Below are 15,814 nucleotides of genomic sequence, written 5' to 3'. Positions count from 1 at the left end.
TCAACGGACGTATGCATCCAGTCGCCGCCGGGCCGGGCCGAGGGAGCGTCCGCGGCTCATGACCCCGGCCCAGGGGTTGGTGCGGGCCTGCTCGACGGCGTCGGCGATGGTCCAGCGCCGGGCGTGCAGCGCGGGGTCGTCCAGCTGGTCCCAGGCGATGGGGGTGGCGACGGGGGCGCCGGGTTCGGCGCGGACGCTGAAGGGCGCGACGGCGGTCTGCGCGTAGGCGTTGCGCTGCACGTCGAGGTAGAGCCGGTCGCCGCGGTCCTTCTTGCGCACGGCGGTGGTCAGGGTCCGCGGATGGGCGGCGGCCAGGACGTCGGCGACCTCCCGCGCGAAGCCGCGCACCTCGTCGAAGTCGTGGTGCCCGTCGACCGGCACGACCACGTGCAGCCCGCGGGAGCCGGTGGTCATCAGCGCCGAGGGCAGGCGCAGCGTCTCGAGCAGTTCGCCCAGCAGGACGGCCGCCTCCCGGACCGCCGCGAAGCCGCTCACGGCGGCGCCGTCGCCTCGTCCGGGCCGCGGAGCGGGGTCGAGGTCGAAGACCATCCGGTCGGGGCGGTCGATCCGGCCGGTCCGGGAGAGCCAGCGGTGCAGGGTGAGGGCGGCCTGGTCGGCGAGGTAGACGAGGGTGGCGCTGTCGTCGCACACCGTGTGGCGGACGGTGCCGCCCTCCTTGGGCACCTCCACGCGGGTGATCCACTCCGGATAGGTGTCCGGCGTGTTCTTCTGCATGAACCGCGGGCCGTCGATGCCGTCGGGGTGCCGCTCCAGCATCAGCGGGCGGCCCCGCAGGTGCGGCAGCATGAAGGGGGCGACCGCCCGGTGGTAGGCGACCAGGTCGTCCTTGGTGTACTGCTCGGCGTCGCCGTCCCCGCCCGGGAAGAGCACCTTCTCCGGGCGGTGCACCTCGACCGTGCGCCGCCCCGCCCGCACGGTCCGAACGGCGTCCCGGCTCACGGCACGACCGCCTCCTCCACCAGCAGCCGGCCGGCCGCCGCGATCGACTCGGCGTCGATGCCCGCGGCGTGCAGCTGCTCGTCGGGCGCCGCCGAGCCCGGCATCGTACGGACGGCGAGCCGCACCAGCCGGGGCACCGGTCGGCCGTCGGTGAACGCGTCGAGCACGGCGTCGCCGATGCCGCCCTCCGGGCGGTGGTCCTCGACCGTCACCAGGCAGCCGGTGTCCTCGGCGGCCTGCCGCAGGGTCGCCGCGTCGACGGGCTTGACCGAGTACAGGTCGATCACCCGGGCCCGGATGCCCTCCCGCTCCAGGGCGTCGGCGGCGGCGAGCGCCTCGGGCACCGTGACGCCGGCCGCGACGATCGTCATGCGGTCGTCGCCGGAGGAGCGCAGCACCTTGCTGCCGCCGACGGGGAACTCCTCGTCGGGCCCGTAGAGGACCTCGCTCTCGCCGCGCGAGGTGCGCAGGTAGCGGATGCCCTCCAGAGCCGCCGTCTCGGCGACCAGCTTCGCGGTCTGGTTGGCGTCGCACGGGTACAGCACGGTCGAGTCGTGCACCGCGCGCATCATGGCCAGGTCCTCCAGGCCCATCTGGCTGGGCCCGTCCTGCCCGATGGCGACGCCCGCGTGGGAGCCGACCAGGTTGATGCCGGAGCCGCTGATGGACGCCATGCGCACGAAGTCGTACGCGCGGGTGAGGAAGGCGGCGAACGAGGTCGCGTACGGCACCCAGCCGCGGGCCGCCATGCCGACCGCGGCGGCGACCATCTGCTGCTCGGCGATGTAGCACTCGAAGTAGCGCTCGGGGTGCTCCTTGGCGAAGAACTCCGCGCGGGTGGAGTCGCCGACCTCGCCGTCCAGGGCGACGACGTCGCCGCGGGCGGTGCCGAGCGCGGCCAGTGCCTCCCCGAAGGCGTTGCGGGTGGCCACCTGCTCGCCCTTCTCCCAGCGGGGCAGGTCGATCTCGCCGGAGCCGACGGCGTGCAGCGCGCGGGCGGTGGGCGGTTCCTGAACGCGGACGCGCAGGTTCCGGGGGCCGCCGAGTTCGGCGATGGCGTCGTCGGCGTTCTTCAGGGGCTTGCCGTGCAGCCCCTCGCGGTCCTCGATGTCGGCGACGCCCTTGCCCTTGAGGGTGCGGGCGATGATCGCCGTGGGCTGGCCCTTGGTGGAGGCGGCCTCCCCGTAGGCGCGGTCGATCGCGTCGACTTCGTGGCCGTCGATCTCGACGGTGTGCCAGCCGAAGGCCTGGAAGCGGCGGGCGTAGGCGTCGAGGTCGTGCCCGTGCCGGGTCGCGCCGCGCTGGCCGAGCCGGTTGACGTCGATGATCGCGGTGAGGTTGTCGAGGTGCTCGTGCCCGGCGTGCTCGGCGGCCTCCCACACCGACCCCTCGGCCAGTTCGCTGTCGCCGCACAGCACCCACACCCGGTAGTCGGTGCGGTCCAGCCGCTTGCCGGCCAGCGCGATGCCGACGCCGACCGGCAGGCCCTGTCCCAGGGACCCGGTGGCCGTCTCCACCCACGGCAGCCGCTGCGGCGTCGGATGGCCCTCCAGACGGCTGCCCAGCCGGCGGAATGTGAGCAGTTCCTCGTCGTCGACGACGCCGGCGGCCTTGTAGGCGGCGTACAGCAGCGGTGAGGCGTGTCCCTTGGACAGCACGAAACGGTCGTTGCCGGGGTGGGCGGGGCGCTCGAAGTCGTAGTGCAGGTGGTTGGCCAGGAGTACGGCCATCAGGTCCGCGGCGGACATCGAGGACGTGGGGTGCCCCGAGCCCGCCTCGGCGGCCGAGCGCACGCTGTCGACGCGCAACTGCTGGCCCAGTTCGACGAGTTCCTCGGTGTTCATGAGTCTCCTTCCGCGGGGTCGTCACGCTTGACGGGGCCGGGCGCGGCTCCGGAGCCGGGGGGCGGCTGGTCGGCCGGGGGTTCGGGCCCCTCGTCCTCACCGGGCGGGCCGGCGGCACGGCTCCTGGCGGGCTCCCCGCCGGGTTGGTTCTTGGCGGGCTCACCACCCGGCTGGCTCTTGGCGGGCTCCCCGCCGGGCTGGTTCTTGGCGGGCTCCCCGCCGGGCTGGTTCTTGGCGGCTTCCCCACCGGGCTGGTTCTTGGCGGCTTCCCCACCGGGCTGGTTCTTGGCGGGCTCACCACCCGGCTGGTTCTTGGCGGGCTCACCACCCGGCTGGTTCTTGGCGGGCTCACCACCCGGCTGGTTCTTGGCGGCTTCCCCACCGGGTTGGCTCTGGGCGGGCTCACCGCCTGGCCGGCTCTCCGCGGGCTCACCGTCGGGGTGGCGTGCCACCCGTGCCACCTCCGGCGACGACGACTCCAGCGGCACCGACCACGACCGGACCAGCCCGAGCTGGACGGCCTGGCGCGGCAGCACCGCGTCGAGCAGCCAGTCCGCGGCGACCCTGACCCGGTTGCCGGGCATCGCCGCGAGGTGGTAGCCCCGGGTGACGGCGCCCGCCGCCGGGCCGGACAACGGCACGCCGAGCGGGTTGGCGGCGGCCTTGGCCCCGCCGAGGTCCACCACGAACCCCATGTCCTTGTGCCGGTAGGCCCGCCGCTCCCCGCCCAGCCCCAGCGAGGCGGCCACGTTCTGCGCGCACACCTTGCCGTGCCGCCAGGCGTGCTGCGCGGTCATCGGCGTGTACGAGCCGGGGTCGTTCAGATCGGGTACCGCGGCGATGTCGCCGCAGGCGAACAGCTCGGGGCGGCCCGGCACCTGGAGGTGCGGGTCCACCAGCAACCTGCCGCGCTCCATCGGCAGCCCCAGGGACTCCACCAGCGGGTCGGGCCGTACGCCCACGCACCACACCAGCGTGCGGGTGTCGACGGTCTCGCCGTCGGTCAGCAGCACGCCCTCGTGCGTCGCCTCCTTCACGGAGGTCCCCATCCGCACGTCCACGCCGCGCTGCCGCAGGACGCGCTCCGCGGTGCGGGAGAGCCGTTCGTCCATCTCGGGCAGCACCCGCGGCGCGACGTCCAGCAGCATCCAGCGCGGTCGCATACCCGCCCGCAGCGGGTGCTTGCGGACCTGCGCGTCGGTGAACATCTGACCGTGCGCCGCGACCTCCGTCCCGGTGTAGCCGGCGCCGACCACCACGAAGGTGCACCGGGCGGAGCACTCCTCCCGGTCCCGGGTGGCGGCGGCCAGCTCGACCTGCCGGGTCACGTGGTCGCGCAGATAGAGGGCCTCCGGCAGCCCGCGGAAGCCGTGCGCGTGCTCGGCGACGCCGGGGATCGGCAGCAGCTTGTTGACGCTGCCCGCAGCCAGCACCAGCCGGTCGAAGCCGAGGGAGCCCTCGCGGCCCTCGGGGTCGGTGTAGTGCACGGTGTGTCCGTCGAGGTCGATGCCGTCGGCCTCACCGAGGACCAGCTTGACGTGCGGCAGGGTCCCCGACAGGGACACGGTGACCCGGCGCGGTTCCAGGACTCCGGCGGCGACCTGGGGCAGCAGGGGCAGGTACAGGAAGTAGTCGGTCGGGTTGAGCAGGGTGATGTCGGCCTGGTGCCGGGTGAGCCGGGACAGGGTGCGGGCCGTCCGGTACCCGGCGAAGCCGGCACCGACGATCACGATGCGGGGTCGGCTCACGGTTCGCCTCCGGGCTGTCGCGTACCTCGTGAGCCTTCCGCGTCCCCGTGACCTGGGTGCCCAAACGTGGGCGAGCGGCGCACACGACCGGTTTCCGGCACCTGGCCCGGGTACCGGCCGCCCCGCGGCATGAGAAAGGGGGCGTGCGCACCCACGCCCCCTCCGCGCCCCTGCGACGGGTTTTTGTGCCGCGCGTCACGAGCGGTCGTGGCGCGTCTCGGGGTTCAGGTCCTCCGGTCGCGGGGTGAGCGGGGCGCCGGGCGGCGGTGTGCCTCCGCCGGTCCCGCCGCCGGGGGCGACGGGCGGCATCGGCGGATACGGGACCCGGCTGCCGGCCGGCGGGGCGGCCCCGTGCGCCGCGGTCGCCTCCGGGGGCCCGGAGGGGCGGGCGGCACCGCGCAGCACGTACGCCACCGCGCCCAGGATCACCGCGGTGATCAGGGCGGCGGCCCAGTCCGGCAGCCCGATGGCGAGGACCAGGCCCAGGGCGAGCGCCAATGCCGCGCCCGCGTAGAGGGCGGCGGCCCCGGACGCCGCGTACAGGGTGGCCCGGCGGCGCTGCTTGCGCGTCTGCTCGCGCAGTTCGTCCCGCACCGTCTCGCGTGCCACCTGCGCCAGTTCGTCGACGAGGTGCTTGTCCAGATGTTCCAAGTGATCCAAGCGGTTCATGTCTTGCGGGTACCCGCGTCCTCCCCGGCCATGAGCCGGCGCCCTCCCGTCCCCAACTAGGCTCTCCCGCATGGACATTCTCGGAGCCACGCTGCGCATCTACGTCGACGATCTGGACAAGGCCATCCCGTTCTACGAGGGCCTCGCCGGCGGCCGGGCCCTCCGCTTCGAACGCGGTGGTGTCGAAGTGGCCGCGATCGGCTGCTTCCTGCTGATGAGCGGGCCCGAGTCCCAGCTGGAAGTGCTGCGCAAGGTCGCCGCGACCATCGCCGTGTCGGACGTCGAGGAGGCCTGCCGGGTGCTCGGCGAGCTGGGCGCCGACATCATCGCGGGCCCGGTGCCGACGCCGGCCGGCCGCAACCTGATCGCCCGTCATCCCGACGGCGTGGTGTACGAGTACGTGGACCGCCGGGCCTGAGCCGTGGACGCGGCCGGCGCTCCTCCGGCGGTCAGGCCCCTCCCCGCAGACCGCCAGCGCCCCTCCGGCCGCCGGGACCACTCCGACCGTCAGGGCCCCCTCAGGCCGTCGGGCCCTCTCCGACCGTCAGGCCCCCTCCGCCCGCTCCTCGGGCCGCATCCGGAAGTCGAGGCGGGCCGGAAGCGGTTCGTCGGTGAGGCGGGCCCACAGCCGGCCGATGACCTCGTCGCCCTCCCGCAGGTCGGCGACCTCGATGCCGCCGTCGAGGAGGGCCCGCGCCCGCTCCGGCCGGCCCTCTTCGAGCAGCAGCGCCGCCTCGGCCAGCCGGAACCGGCCGCGGGCCCGGGTGGCGGGGTCGAGCCGTTCGAGGACGGCGCGGGCGGCGGCGGTGCGCCCCACCGTCAGGAGCGCCTCGACCGCCTCCCGGCCGAGCGCGGCGGCGGCCGCCGTCCACGCCTCGCCGCCGGGGCCGCCGGCCTCCGGGCGCCGCGCGCACAGGTCGTCGAAGGCCTCCGCGTACCGGTCGGCGGCCCGCTCGTGGTGGCCGCCCTCCCGGTCGGCGACGGCGAGGCAGCGCAGCAGCGGCCAGCGGTCGGCGGCCCGGCCGAGACCCCGCTCCCAGCTGCGCACGGCCTGCGCCAGATCACCGGCGTGCCACTGGGCGACGCCGAGGTGGTACTCGGTGAACGGGGTGGCGGGCGCGGTCTCCAGCATGTCCCGCCAGGGCCGGGCGACCAGCGTCTCGTGGGGCGGCAGGTGCCGGCCGGGTGCGGGCAGGGAACCGGCGCGCAGCAGGTGCAGCCAGGGTTCCTGGGCGTCGCCGAGGGTGTCCTCGCCGAAGGGCGTGCCGGGCAGCTTCAGGCCGGTGCGCAGCACTTCGAGGGCGCCCCACCCGGAGCCCGTGGCGAGGATCTCGCCGGGGTCGGTGTCGGCGCAGGGCAGCCAGGTGCGGTAGGCCGCGTCGACCTCGGCGCGCGGCAGGGCCTGCTCCAGCCGGGCCTCCACGCCGTCCAGCACCGCGTGCCACTCCCCTGCCGGGGGCGCGTCGAGCGGGCCGTACGCCTCCAGCCAGGACACCTCGCTCTCCGCCTCCAGCTCGACGTGTTCCAGCTGGGTGCGGGCCAGACCGGCCTGGATCTCGCAGTAGCCGGCGGTGCCGGGCTCGGTGAGCCACTCCTGCCAGCGGCGACCGCCCGGTCCCGCGCCCCAGACGAACAGCTTCCGGCCGCGCAGCGCGTCGGTGGAGGTCTGCACCAGGCCGTGCCCCTCCCCGTCGAGCGCGGCGATCCAGCGGCGCCGGGCGGCGGGCAGGTCGTAGAAGTAGTCGGCGGCGTAGGTGCTGTTCAGCGGGTAGGTCCGGTCGATGCCGTCGTACGCCGGGACGGGCACCCGGCGCAGGCGGCGCTCGTAGCCGAAGTGGAAGGCCTCGTCGGCGGGGGCGAGGACACGGCGGTCCTCGGGGACGGCGATGTTGGACCACCAGTACGTCGGCACGGGGCGCTCGTGCGGGTTGCGCACCCGCACACCGACGTACAGGAAGTCCGAGCCGTCCGGCAGCCACAGGTCGACCTGGAAGGGCAGGTCGCGCAGCCGTTCCCACTCCCACAGGCGGAGCATCTCCCCGCCGTCGGGGGCGGGGACGCGGGCGGCGTGCAGGGGCGAGCAGGACAGCGTGGTGTGGCCGGTGGCGCCGATGTTCCACTCGATGCCGCCGGAGTACCAGGCCCCGTTGAGGGCGAAGTCGGCGGGCTGGAACACGGGATTGACGTAGAGGAGTTCACGGCCCGTGGGCTTGTGGCGCAGGGAGGTGATCCGGCCGCCCAGGCCGGGCAGGACGGTGGCCCGCAGGCGGTCGTTCTCCAGCACCAGGGCGTCGAACGTGCGGGGCGTGCGGTGCCGGTCGTAGCCGTCGCGCACCCGCACCGGCAGCAGGCTGCGCAGCGGCGCGCGGCCGATCTGGCGGGCCATGTCGCGGGGCAGGTCCGCCTTGTCGCGGTCGTCGATGCGGTGCATCTCGTCGAGCGGGCGCAGTGGGGGCAGCGGGTTGTCCGGGCCCAGGTCCGCGGCGGGCAGGGTCAGTACCTCACGTCGGATCGTCGTCACGCCTCCCCATGGAAGCCGCTCGGGACCGTTCTGAACAGGGTGGCGTCAGGGCCGGCCCGGACGCGGCGCGGGGCCGGTCACCGACTCGGCGGTCCGGGCCCAGCGCTGGTGGTCCCGCCAGGCCCCGTCGATGTACAGGAACCGCGGTGAGAAACCCTCCAGGCGGAAGCCGCAGGCGCGGGCCAGGGCGATGGAGGCGGTGTTGCCGGGCTGGACGTTGATCTCCAGCCGGTGCAGCCGCATCGGCCCGAAGGCGTGCCGGACGACGAGGTCCAGGCCCTCGCGCATCAGCCCGCGGCCGGCCGCGTGGGCGAAGGCGCCGTAGCCGAGCGCCCCGCTCATGAAGCCGCCGTGGACGATGTTGTTGATGTTGATGAACCCGGCGATGGCGCCGTCGTCCTTCTCGCAGACCAGGAAGCCGGCCCTGGCCGGGTCCTCGATCAGCCGGCCGGCGTAGGCGGCGTAGGCCTTCTCGGTGTCCGGCGGGAACAGCCACGGCCGGTGCAGATCCTTGCTCTCGCGGGCCCGGGCGGTGAATTCGGCGCCGTCCTCCGGGGTGAAGTGGCGGATGCCCACCCGGGGACCCTCGGCGAGGTGGCGGGATGCGGTGTGCGGCATCCCGCCACCCTAAGCCCGGCGACGACGGCTCACCCGCCGGCCACCGGCAGCCTGAGCACTCCGGTGTCCCCGGGCGCGCTGACCACGGTCACGGGCTTGATCCCCCGGTTGCCGGCATGGGCGCCGTCGCTCGCCGCGACGACGAACCGCAGCCGGTGCCCCTCCTCGTACCGGTGCACGATCCCCGGCAGGGTCACGGTGAACGGCTCGGTGACGTCCGGCACCCGGACCGGGGCGATCAGGCGGTGGACCAGGCTCTGGGTGCCGTCGGGGGCCACGTCGTAGACCTTGGCGAACAGCACCAGCTTGTCGGCGGCGTCACCGGAGTCCTGGGTGCGCTCGGCGCGCGGGGAGACGACCTTCAGGGTGGCCCGGGGTGCTCCCACGACGTCGAGGGAGCGCTCCAGCGGTGCGCTGGTCCACGCCAGGTGGGTTCCCTTGATGTCGTACGGCGCCGGGTCGGGCAGTCCGATGATGCCGGCGAGGGAACTCTCCGAGTGGCTCGTGGGGACGGCCCAGTTGGTGTAGGTGCGGCTGCCGCGGGCGACCTTGGAGCGGTCGTCGACCAGCTTGCCGTCGCCGGAGAGGTAAAGGGTGCGGCTGAGCCGGGGCGGACGGTCGGCGGTGGCGTAGGTGTGGCGAGGGTCGGTGACCCAGTCGCGGTAGTAGGCGAAGTCGGGTCCGGTGTCGGTGCCGTGGTTCTTGCGCAGGTAGTGGTCGAACCAGGCGAGGATGCGCTTGCCTACGTAGGAGGTCTCCAGGTTGCCCTGGCCGATGTTCAGTTCACCGGCGGCGGGGTCGGTCATGCCGCCGCTGTGTCCCCAGGACTGCCAGATCATCTTGGCCGGGGTGCCCCGCGCCGTGAGTCTGTCGTACGTGGCGGTGGCCTCGTTGAGGTTGAAGAGGCTGTCGGCCTGCCCCTGGACGAGCAGGGTGGGAGTACGCACCCGGTCCAGGTACGACACCGGGGAGACGCTCCGCGCGAAGTCGAGCAGCTCGGCGGTCCTGTCGGCCGGATAGCTGCCGGAGTTCAGGGTGCGGATCGTCTCGCAGGCGCGGGTGACGAAGTGCAGGCAGGACAGCGAGTTGATGCGGGAGGGGTCGAGGCTCGGCGCGAGCAGGGGCTGGCCCTCGCCGATCAGGTAGAAGCCGTTGGCCCACTGCCATTTGAAGGCGCCGGGCACGTCCTCGGCGCCGACGGCGTTGTTCGGGTCGAGGGAGTACGCCAGGTCGTGCCAGGTGATCATGGGTACGAGGGCGTCGAGGCGCCGGTCGACGGCGGCCGTCGCCAGCTGCACGGCGCCTCCGTAGGACCCGCCGATCATGCCGACGCGCGGGTCGCCGGCCCGGTCGAGGGTGACGAAGCCGGCGGTGGTGCCGTCGTCCGCGGCGCGCTTGCCGCCGAGGAAGTCGATCAGCTCGGAGGCGGCGGCGCCGTCGATGTCCGGGTCGTCGAGCGAGATCAGGCAGCCGGACCTGCCGAAGCCGAGGCCGGAGTAGGCGAGGGCCACATAGCCGCGTTCGGCGAAGGCCTTGCCGATGGCGTCGGTCTGGCCGTCGGACTTGCTGCCGCCGAAGCCGTTGGTGGTCAGCACGGCGGGTGCCGGGCGGGCGGGGTCCACGTCCGTGGGCCGGTAGAGGTCCGCGTCGATCGTGCACCTCCGTCCGCCGGCGTCGACGGTGAACTTCAGCGGCGTGACCGTGTACTGGCCGGTCGCGGCGGCGGCTGGGGCGGTGAGGGTGAGGGGGACGGTGAGCGCGGCGCCGAGGGCGAGCGCGAGAGGGGCGCGGCATCTGGGGAGACGACGGGGCACGGAGACCTCCACACTGAGGGCCCGTTCAGGGCAGCCCGGACTTACCGACCGGTAAGTACCGGCCGGTAAGCATGGTGTGACACGTGTCAGGTTCGGGTCAATCACCCCGACGAGGGTTTTTGACGCGGATTCAACGAGCGGGGTGTTCAGCGGGGTTCGGCACGAGTCCGGGCCGGCCGCAGGACTTGGCATGCCCGCGCGTGCGTACCGTCGGCGGGATCAGCGCGGATCGGGGCGTCCGGCGTCGACATGCCCGCGCCTGCGCGCCGTCGGCGCCAGCAGCTCGGGACCGGGGCGTGTGGCGTCGACATCCTTGCGTCTGCGTGCCGTCGGCGGTGGGATAAGTTCCGGGCCGGGGCGGGGGCGTCCAGCGGCGACTTCCCCGCGCTTGAGCGCCCTCGGCGGGATCAGCTCCGGCCCGGCGGACGGCGCGCCTGGCGCTTCGCGGGGCGCCCGGCGTCGATGCCCCCGCGTCCGCACGCCGTCGGCCGAAGGGGCAGCACTGGGCAGGTCGTCCAGGGCGGGCCCGCTCCTCGGCGGCGGAGGTCAGCGCAAGGCCGGCTCCTCCAGCGTCAGCGTGCCCGTGTCCGCGTCCAGTTCGGCCAGGACACCGAAGGGGACGGTCAGCGCGCCCGCGCCGTGCCCGAACCCGAACTCCTCCACCACCGGGACCCCGAGGCCGCCCAGCCGGTCCAGCAGCAGGGGCCGCAGCTCCTCGTAGGGACCGCACTCCTCCCAGGAGCCGAGCAGCACGCCCCGTACCCCGTCGAGCCAGCCCGCGCGCAGCAGTTGGGTGAGGCAGCGGTCCAGCCGGTACGGCTCCTCGTCCACGTCCTCCAGGCACAGCAGTCCCCCGCCCGCGGAGGACCGCGCGTGCGGCGTGCCGAGGTCGGCGGCGAGCAGGGTCACGCAGCCGCCGAGGGTGACGCCCCGCGCCCGGCCGGGGACCAGCGGCGTACCACCGGAGGCGATGGTGCGCACCGTCTCCGGGGCGAACAGGGTGGCCCGCAGATGCTCCTGCGCCCGCGCGTTCTTCAGGAAGTCGACGCCGGCCGCCATCGGTCCGTGCAGTGTGGCCAGGCCCAGCCGGACCGCGAACGCCTCGTGCAGCGCGGTGATGTCGCTGTACCCGACGAACACCTTGGGCCCCGCGGCGCGCAGGGCGTCCCAGTCCAGCAGGTCGACCATGCGCTGCGCGCCGTATCCGCCGCCGGCGCACAGCACCGCGTCCACGGCCGGGTCGCACCAGGCGGCCTGGAGGCCGGCGGCCCGGTCGGCGTCCGTGCCCGCCAGGTAGTCGAACGTGCCGTGCCGGTCCAGGACATGGGGTGCGGCCACCGGCTCCAGGTCCCAGCCGCGCAGCACGTCGAGCCCGGCCTCCAGCCGGTCCTCCGGCACGGGGCCGCTGGGTGCGACGACGGCCACCCGGGCGCCGGGCGCGAGGCGGGCGGGACGCACCAGGCCTCCCGCCCGGACGGCTCGGGAGGCGTTCACCTCGTCAGCTCCAGGGTCGGGACGCCGAGCGGGTCCAGCTTGAACACCTGCGCGTACAGGGACAGTTCCGCCTCCAGGGCGCGGATCATGGTCTCCGCCCGCCGGAAGCCGTGGCCCTCGCCCTCGAAGGCGAGGTAGGCGTGCGGCACCTGCCGGTCCGCCAGACGGGCGAGGAAGCGCTCGCACTGCTCGGGCGGGCAGATCACGTCGTCCAGGCCCTGGAGCAGCACGAACGGGGCCGTGATCCGGTCGGCGTGCTCGGTGGGCGAGCGCTCCACGTACCGGCCGGGCACCTCGGCGTAGGGCCCGATCAGCGTCTCCAGGTACTGCGACTCGAAGTCGTGGGTCCCGCCCGTGCTCCAGCCGGTCAGGTCGAGGACCGGGTAGATGATGGTGCCGCACGCGTAGACGTCCGTGGTGGCCAGCGACGCGGCGGCGGTCCAGCCGCCGGCGCTGCCGCCGCGCACCGCGAGGCGGTCGCGGTCGGCGGTGCCCTCGTCGGCGAGGGCCAGCGCGACGGCGGCGCAGTCCTCGACGTCGACCACACCCCACTGCTCGCGCAGCCGGTTGCGGTACTCCCGCCCGTGTCCCGTGGAGCCGCCGTAGTTGACCTCGGCGACGCCGATGCCGCGGGAGGTGAAGTAGGCGATCTCCAGGTCGAGCACGAGGGGCGACCGGCCGGTGGGCCCGCCGTGCGCCCAGATCACGTACGGCGGCAGCTCACCGCCGGGCGGGACGCAGCCGGGGTTGTGCGGCGGGTAGACGTGCGCGTGGATCTCGCGGCCGTCGGGGCCGGTGAAGGTGCGGATCTGCGGCTCGGGGTAGAGGGCGGAGTCGACGGCGTCGTCGTGCGGGGCGCCGATCACCCGGGCGTGGCCGGTGCGGGTGTCCAGCTCCACGACCTCGTAGGCGCTGCGCGGGCTGGCGCCGACGGCCGCGACCCGCTCGCCGTGCACCGCGAGGGTGGGCGCGAACTCGGTCCAGGGGCCCGCCGCGTCGACGACCTCGCCGGTCTCCGGGTCCAGGATGCCGAGGGCGGTGGCGCCGCGCCCGTGCACCACGGCGATCAGGCCGCTGTCCAGCGGGGCGAACCAGCGCTGGCCTAGCTTCCACAGCGGCCCGCCGAACTCCTCCTCGCGCGGGCACAGGGGCACGTCGTCGCGGTAGACGTTCCACCAGCCGGTGCGGTCCGAGGCGTACAGCAGGGCGCCGTCATGGGCCCAGTCGACCTGGGCGATCGACTCCTCGGGGCCACCGGCGACGGTACGGGGCGCGGCGAACGTGCCGTCGGCGCGGACGTCGGCGACCAGCAGCTCGGTGCCGTCCCAGGGCATCCGGGGATGGTCCCAGGCCAGCCAGGCGGCGCGCCGCCCGTCGGGCGAGAGACGTGGGCCGGTGACGAACCGGTGCCGGTCGTCGGTCAGTTCCCGCACGGCGTCCCGGTCGTCCGCGGCCGAGCCGTCCAGCGGCACGGCGGCCGGGACGCGCCGGACGTCGCTCGGGCCGTCGCCGGTGAACTCCTCCAGGACGCACCACACCTCGCCGCGCTCCACCAGCAACCGCGGCTCCGCCCAGCGCAGCCCGCCGCCGACCGGCGAGACGGGCGTGAGCGGACGGGGTTCGCCGCCCGGCTGAAGCACGTAGAGCCGCTGGTCGGTGAAGTGGACGAACACCAGCAGCGGCCCGTCCGCCGTCATCGCCCCGGCCCAGGCCCGCCCGCCGTACTCGATGACGCGCGTGCGCACGTTCCACGGTGCGGGCAGCACCGGTTCCTCGCTGCCGTCGGCGCGGCGCCGCACCAGGGTGCGCCGGCCCTCCTCGGTGGGGCGGGGCTCGGTCCACCACACCTCGTCGCCGACGAAGCCCACGTCCTCGGGACGCCCGTCGTGCGCGGCGGCGAGCGCCGCGTCGATGGGCGAGGGCCACGATCCGTACGCCAGGGTCCGCACTGTCTCCCCCACCGCCTCAGGCCGTCCGCAGGAACCGGTCGAGGACCCGGACGCCGAAGTGGAGCGCCTCGACCGGGACGCGCTCGTCGACGCCGTGGAAGAGCGCCTGGTAGTCGAAGCCCTCCGGCAGCTTCAGCGGCGCGAAGCCGTAGCCGGTGATGCCCAGGCGCGAGAACTGCTTGGCGTCCGTGCCGCCGGACATGCAGTACGGCACCACGTGTCCCTCCGGGGCGAACTCCTCGACGGCGGCGCGCATCCCCGCGAACGTCGGCGAGTCCACCGGTGCCTGGAGGGCGACCTCGTGGTGCACGAACTCCCAGTCGACATCAGGTCCGGTCAGCCGGTCGAGCGTGGCACGGAACTCCTCCTCGTGCCCGGCCAGGAAGCGCCCGTCGACCTGGGCGACGGCCTGCCCCGGGATGACGTTGACCTTGTAACCGGCGTCCAGCATGGTCGGGTTGGCGCTGTTGCGCACGGTGGCCTCGACGAGCTTCGCGGCGGGACCGAGCTTGTCCAGCAGGGCGTCCACGTCGCTGAGGTCGGTGTCGATGCCGTACAGCGCGGCGAGTTCGGTGAGGGCCGCGCGCACCGTCGGGGTCAGCCGCAGCGGCCACTCGTGCTCGCCGATGCGGGTGATGGCCGCCGAGAGGCGGGTGACCGCGTTCTCCCGGTTCACCTTGGAACCGTGCCCGGCCCGGCCGCGGGCGGTGAGCTTCAGCCAGCCGGTGCCGCGCTCGCCGGCCGCGATCGGGTAGATCTGCCGGCCCCCGCCGTCGTGGAAGGTGAACGCGCCGGACTCGCTGACGCCTTCGGTGCAGCCCTCGAACAGGGCCGCGTGCCGGTCGGCCAGGAACCCCGAGCCGTCCTCCGCGCTGGCCTCCTCGTCGGCGGTGAACGCGATCACCACGTCCCGCCGGGGCCGTACGCCCTGCCGGGCCCAGCCGCGCACCGCGGCGAGGATCATCGCGTCCATGTTCTTCATGTCCACGGCCCCGCGGCCCCAGACGACCCCGTCACGGATCTCCCCCGAGAACGGGTGCACGCTCCAGTCGGCGGCCTCGGCCGGCACCACGTCCAGATGACCGTGGACCAGCAGCGCGTCGGCGGACGGGTCGGTGCCCTGGATCCGGGCGACCACGTTGGTCCGCCCCTTGGTGCGCTCCAGCAGCGTGGGCTCGATGCCGGCGTCCGCCAGGCGTTCGGCGGCGTACTCGGCGGCCGGGCGCTCCTGGCAGTCGCCGCCGCCCCGGTTGGTGGTGTCGATCCGGATCAGGTCGGAGGTGAAGCGGACCACCTCGTCCAGCGCCACCTGGTCCAGCGCCGTCCCGTCCAGCGCCCGGTCCTGCCCGTGGGCGTGCTCAGCCATACTGCTCCTCCACCGCCGCCGACGCGATCGTGGTGACCGCCTTGAAGGTCCGGATTCCCTCGTACATGGTGTCGGTGGTGTACGCCACCTTGCGCTCGCCGACGCGCTCCACGCCCGGCACGACCGTGGAGGCCGCGGCGAGGTGTTCGGCGTCGAACTCCACGGCGACGGTGAACGGCCCGCCGGCGACCGGCTGGTGCCGCACCGCGAGCGCCGCCGCCTCCTTGGCCGCCGCGCGAATGTCGGCGGCGGTCCTGGCCGGCGTCCGGCACACGGCCGCGTACCGCGAGACGTGGTCCTTGACGGCGACCTTCAGCGCCTCGGGCGCGTAGCCGAGCGCGTCCTCGCAGGCCAGGTCGTCGCCGGTGACCAGGACGACGGGCACGCCGTACTCGGCGACGACGTGCGCGTTGAGCAGGCCCTCGCTGGCGCGTACGTCGTTCAGCCAGACGCCCGTGATCTGGTTGGCCAGGTAGGTGTGGGCGAGGACGCCCTCCATGCCGGCGCCCGCGTGGTACCCGATGAAGGCGATGCCGTCCACGTCGCCGTGCTGGACGCCCTCGACCATGGACAGCGCCTTGTGCCGGCCGGTGAGCATCTGGGCCCGGTCGTCCAGCTGCTCCAGCAGCAGATTGCGCATGGTCCAGTGCGCCTCGTTGACGAGCACCTCGTCGGCGCCGCCGTCGTAGAAGCCCAGCACTGCGGCGTTCACGTCGGAGGTGAACATCGAGCGGCACCGCTCCCACTGGGGGGTGCCCGGCAGCACGTCGGCAGGCCAGGTGACGCCGGTGGCACCTTCCATGTCGGCGCTGATGAGGATCTTCATGAGGC

At 74.3% G+C, this 15,814-nt stretch carries 12 protein-coding genes; 1 reads left to right on the top strand and 11 read right to left on the bottom strand.

Going from position 1 to position 15,814, the window contains the following annotated elements; translation table 11 throughout:
- From ligD to ACZ45Q_RS17060, 4 genes are all read right to left on the bottom strand, one after another.
- Positions 1–960: a non-homologous end-joining DNA ligase gene (gene ligD / locus ACZ45Q_RS17075; protein ID WP_468261333.1), complete on the bottom strand. Its 960-nt coding sequence runs from the start codon at positions 958–960 to the stop codon at positions 1–3.
- Positions 957–2,804: a transketolase gene (locus ACZ45Q_RS17070; protein ID WP_468261331.1), complete on the bottom strand. Its 1,848-nt coding sequence runs from the start codon at positions 2,802–2,804 to the stop codon at positions 957–959. The genes ligD and ACZ45Q_RS17070 overlap by 4 nt, the downstream gene beginning before the upstream one ends.
- Positions 2,801–4,552: an NAD(P)/FAD-dependent oxidoreductase gene (locus ACZ45Q_RS17065; protein WP_468261329.1), complete on the bottom strand. Its 1,752-nt coding sequence runs from the start codon at positions 4,550–4,552 to the stop codon at positions 2,801–2,803. Before ACZ45Q_RS17065 ends, ACZ45Q_RS17070 begins: the two co-directional genes overlap by 4 nt.
- Positions 4,553–4,747: 195 nt before the next feature.
- Positions 4,748–5,221: a phage holin family protein gene (locus ACZ45Q_RS17060; RefSeq protein WP_468261326.1), complete on the bottom strand. Its 474-nt coding sequence runs from the start codon at positions 5,219–5,221 to the stop codon at positions 4,748–4,750.
- 70 nt (positions 5,222–5,291) lie between these two features.
- On the opposite strand from ACZ45Q_RS17060, the gene ACZ45Q_RS17055 reads away from it, so the two are divergent.
- On the top strand, positions 5,292–5,639 hold the full coding sequence (locus ACZ45Q_RS17055) for a VOC family protein (protein WP_468261323.1): 348 nt from the start codon (positions 5,292–5,294) through the stop codon (positions 5,637–5,639).
- Positions 5,640–5,765: 126 nt separating this feature from the next.
- Here the strand turns inward: ACZ45Q_RS17055 and ACZ45Q_RS17050 are convergent, their stop codons facing one another.
- The 7 genes from ACZ45Q_RS17050 to ACZ45Q_RS17020 all read right to left on the bottom strand — a co-directional run bounded on the left by ACZ45Q_RS17050 (position 5,766) and on the right by ACZ45Q_RS17020 (position 15,809).
- A complete protein-coding gene (locus ACZ45Q_RS17050; protein ID WP_468261321.1) occupies positions 5,766–7,742 on the bottom strand; it encodes a DUF5107 domain-containing protein in 1,977 nt (658 codons plus the stop codon).
- 45 nt (positions 7,743–7,787) lie between these two features.
- Positions 7,788–8,360: a GNAT family N-acetyltransferase gene (locus tag ACZ45Q_RS17045; protein ID WP_468261318.1), complete on the bottom strand. Its 573-nt coding sequence runs from the start codon at positions 8,358–8,360 to the stop codon at positions 7,788–7,790.
- Between the two features lie 29 nt (positions 8,361–8,389).
- A complete protein-coding gene (locus ACZ45Q_RS17040; protein ID WP_468261316.1) occupies positions 8,390–10,186 on the bottom strand; it encodes a CocE/NonD family hydrolase in 1,797 nt (598 codons plus the stop codon).
- A gap of 534 nt (positions 10,187–10,720) precedes the next feature.
- The gene (locus tag ACZ45Q_RS17035; RefSeq protein ID WP_468261313.1) at positions 10,721–11,668 is read right to left on the bottom strand and encodes a S66 peptidase family protein; all 948 of its coding nucleotides are present in this window, start codon (positions 11,666–11,668) and stop codon (positions 10,721–10,723) included.
- Positions 11,665–13,629 carry a prolyl oligopeptidase family serine peptidase gene (locus tag ACZ45Q_RS17030; RefSeq protein WP_468261310.1) on the bottom strand — a complete coding sequence of 655 codons (1,965 nt, stop codon included), beginning with the start codon at positions 13,627–13,629 and terminating at the stop codon, positions 11,665–11,667. The genes ACZ45Q_RS17035 and ACZ45Q_RS17030 overlap by 4 nt, the downstream gene beginning before the upstream one ends.
- Before the next feature lie 4 nt (positions 13,630–13,633).
- Positions 13,634–14,983, bottom strand: a complete 1,350-nt coding sequence (locus tag ACZ45Q_RS17025; protein ID WP_468261308.1) for a M20/M25/M40 family metallo-hydrolase — start codon at positions 14,981–14,983, stop codon at positions 13,634–13,636.
- A complete protein-coding gene (locus tag ACZ45Q_RS17020) occupies positions 14,976–15,809 on the bottom strand; it encodes a M55 family metallopeptidase (RefSeq protein WP_468261305.1) in 834 nt (277 codons plus the stop codon). Before ACZ45Q_RS17020 ends, ACZ45Q_RS17025 begins: the two co-directional genes overlap by 8 nt.
- Between the last annotated feature and the right edge of the window lie 5 nt (positions 15,810–15,814).

Source organism: Streptomyces sp. NPDC031049, from assembly GCF_055571015.1.
This window is presented reverse-complemented; position numbering and strand designations above follow the sequence as displayed.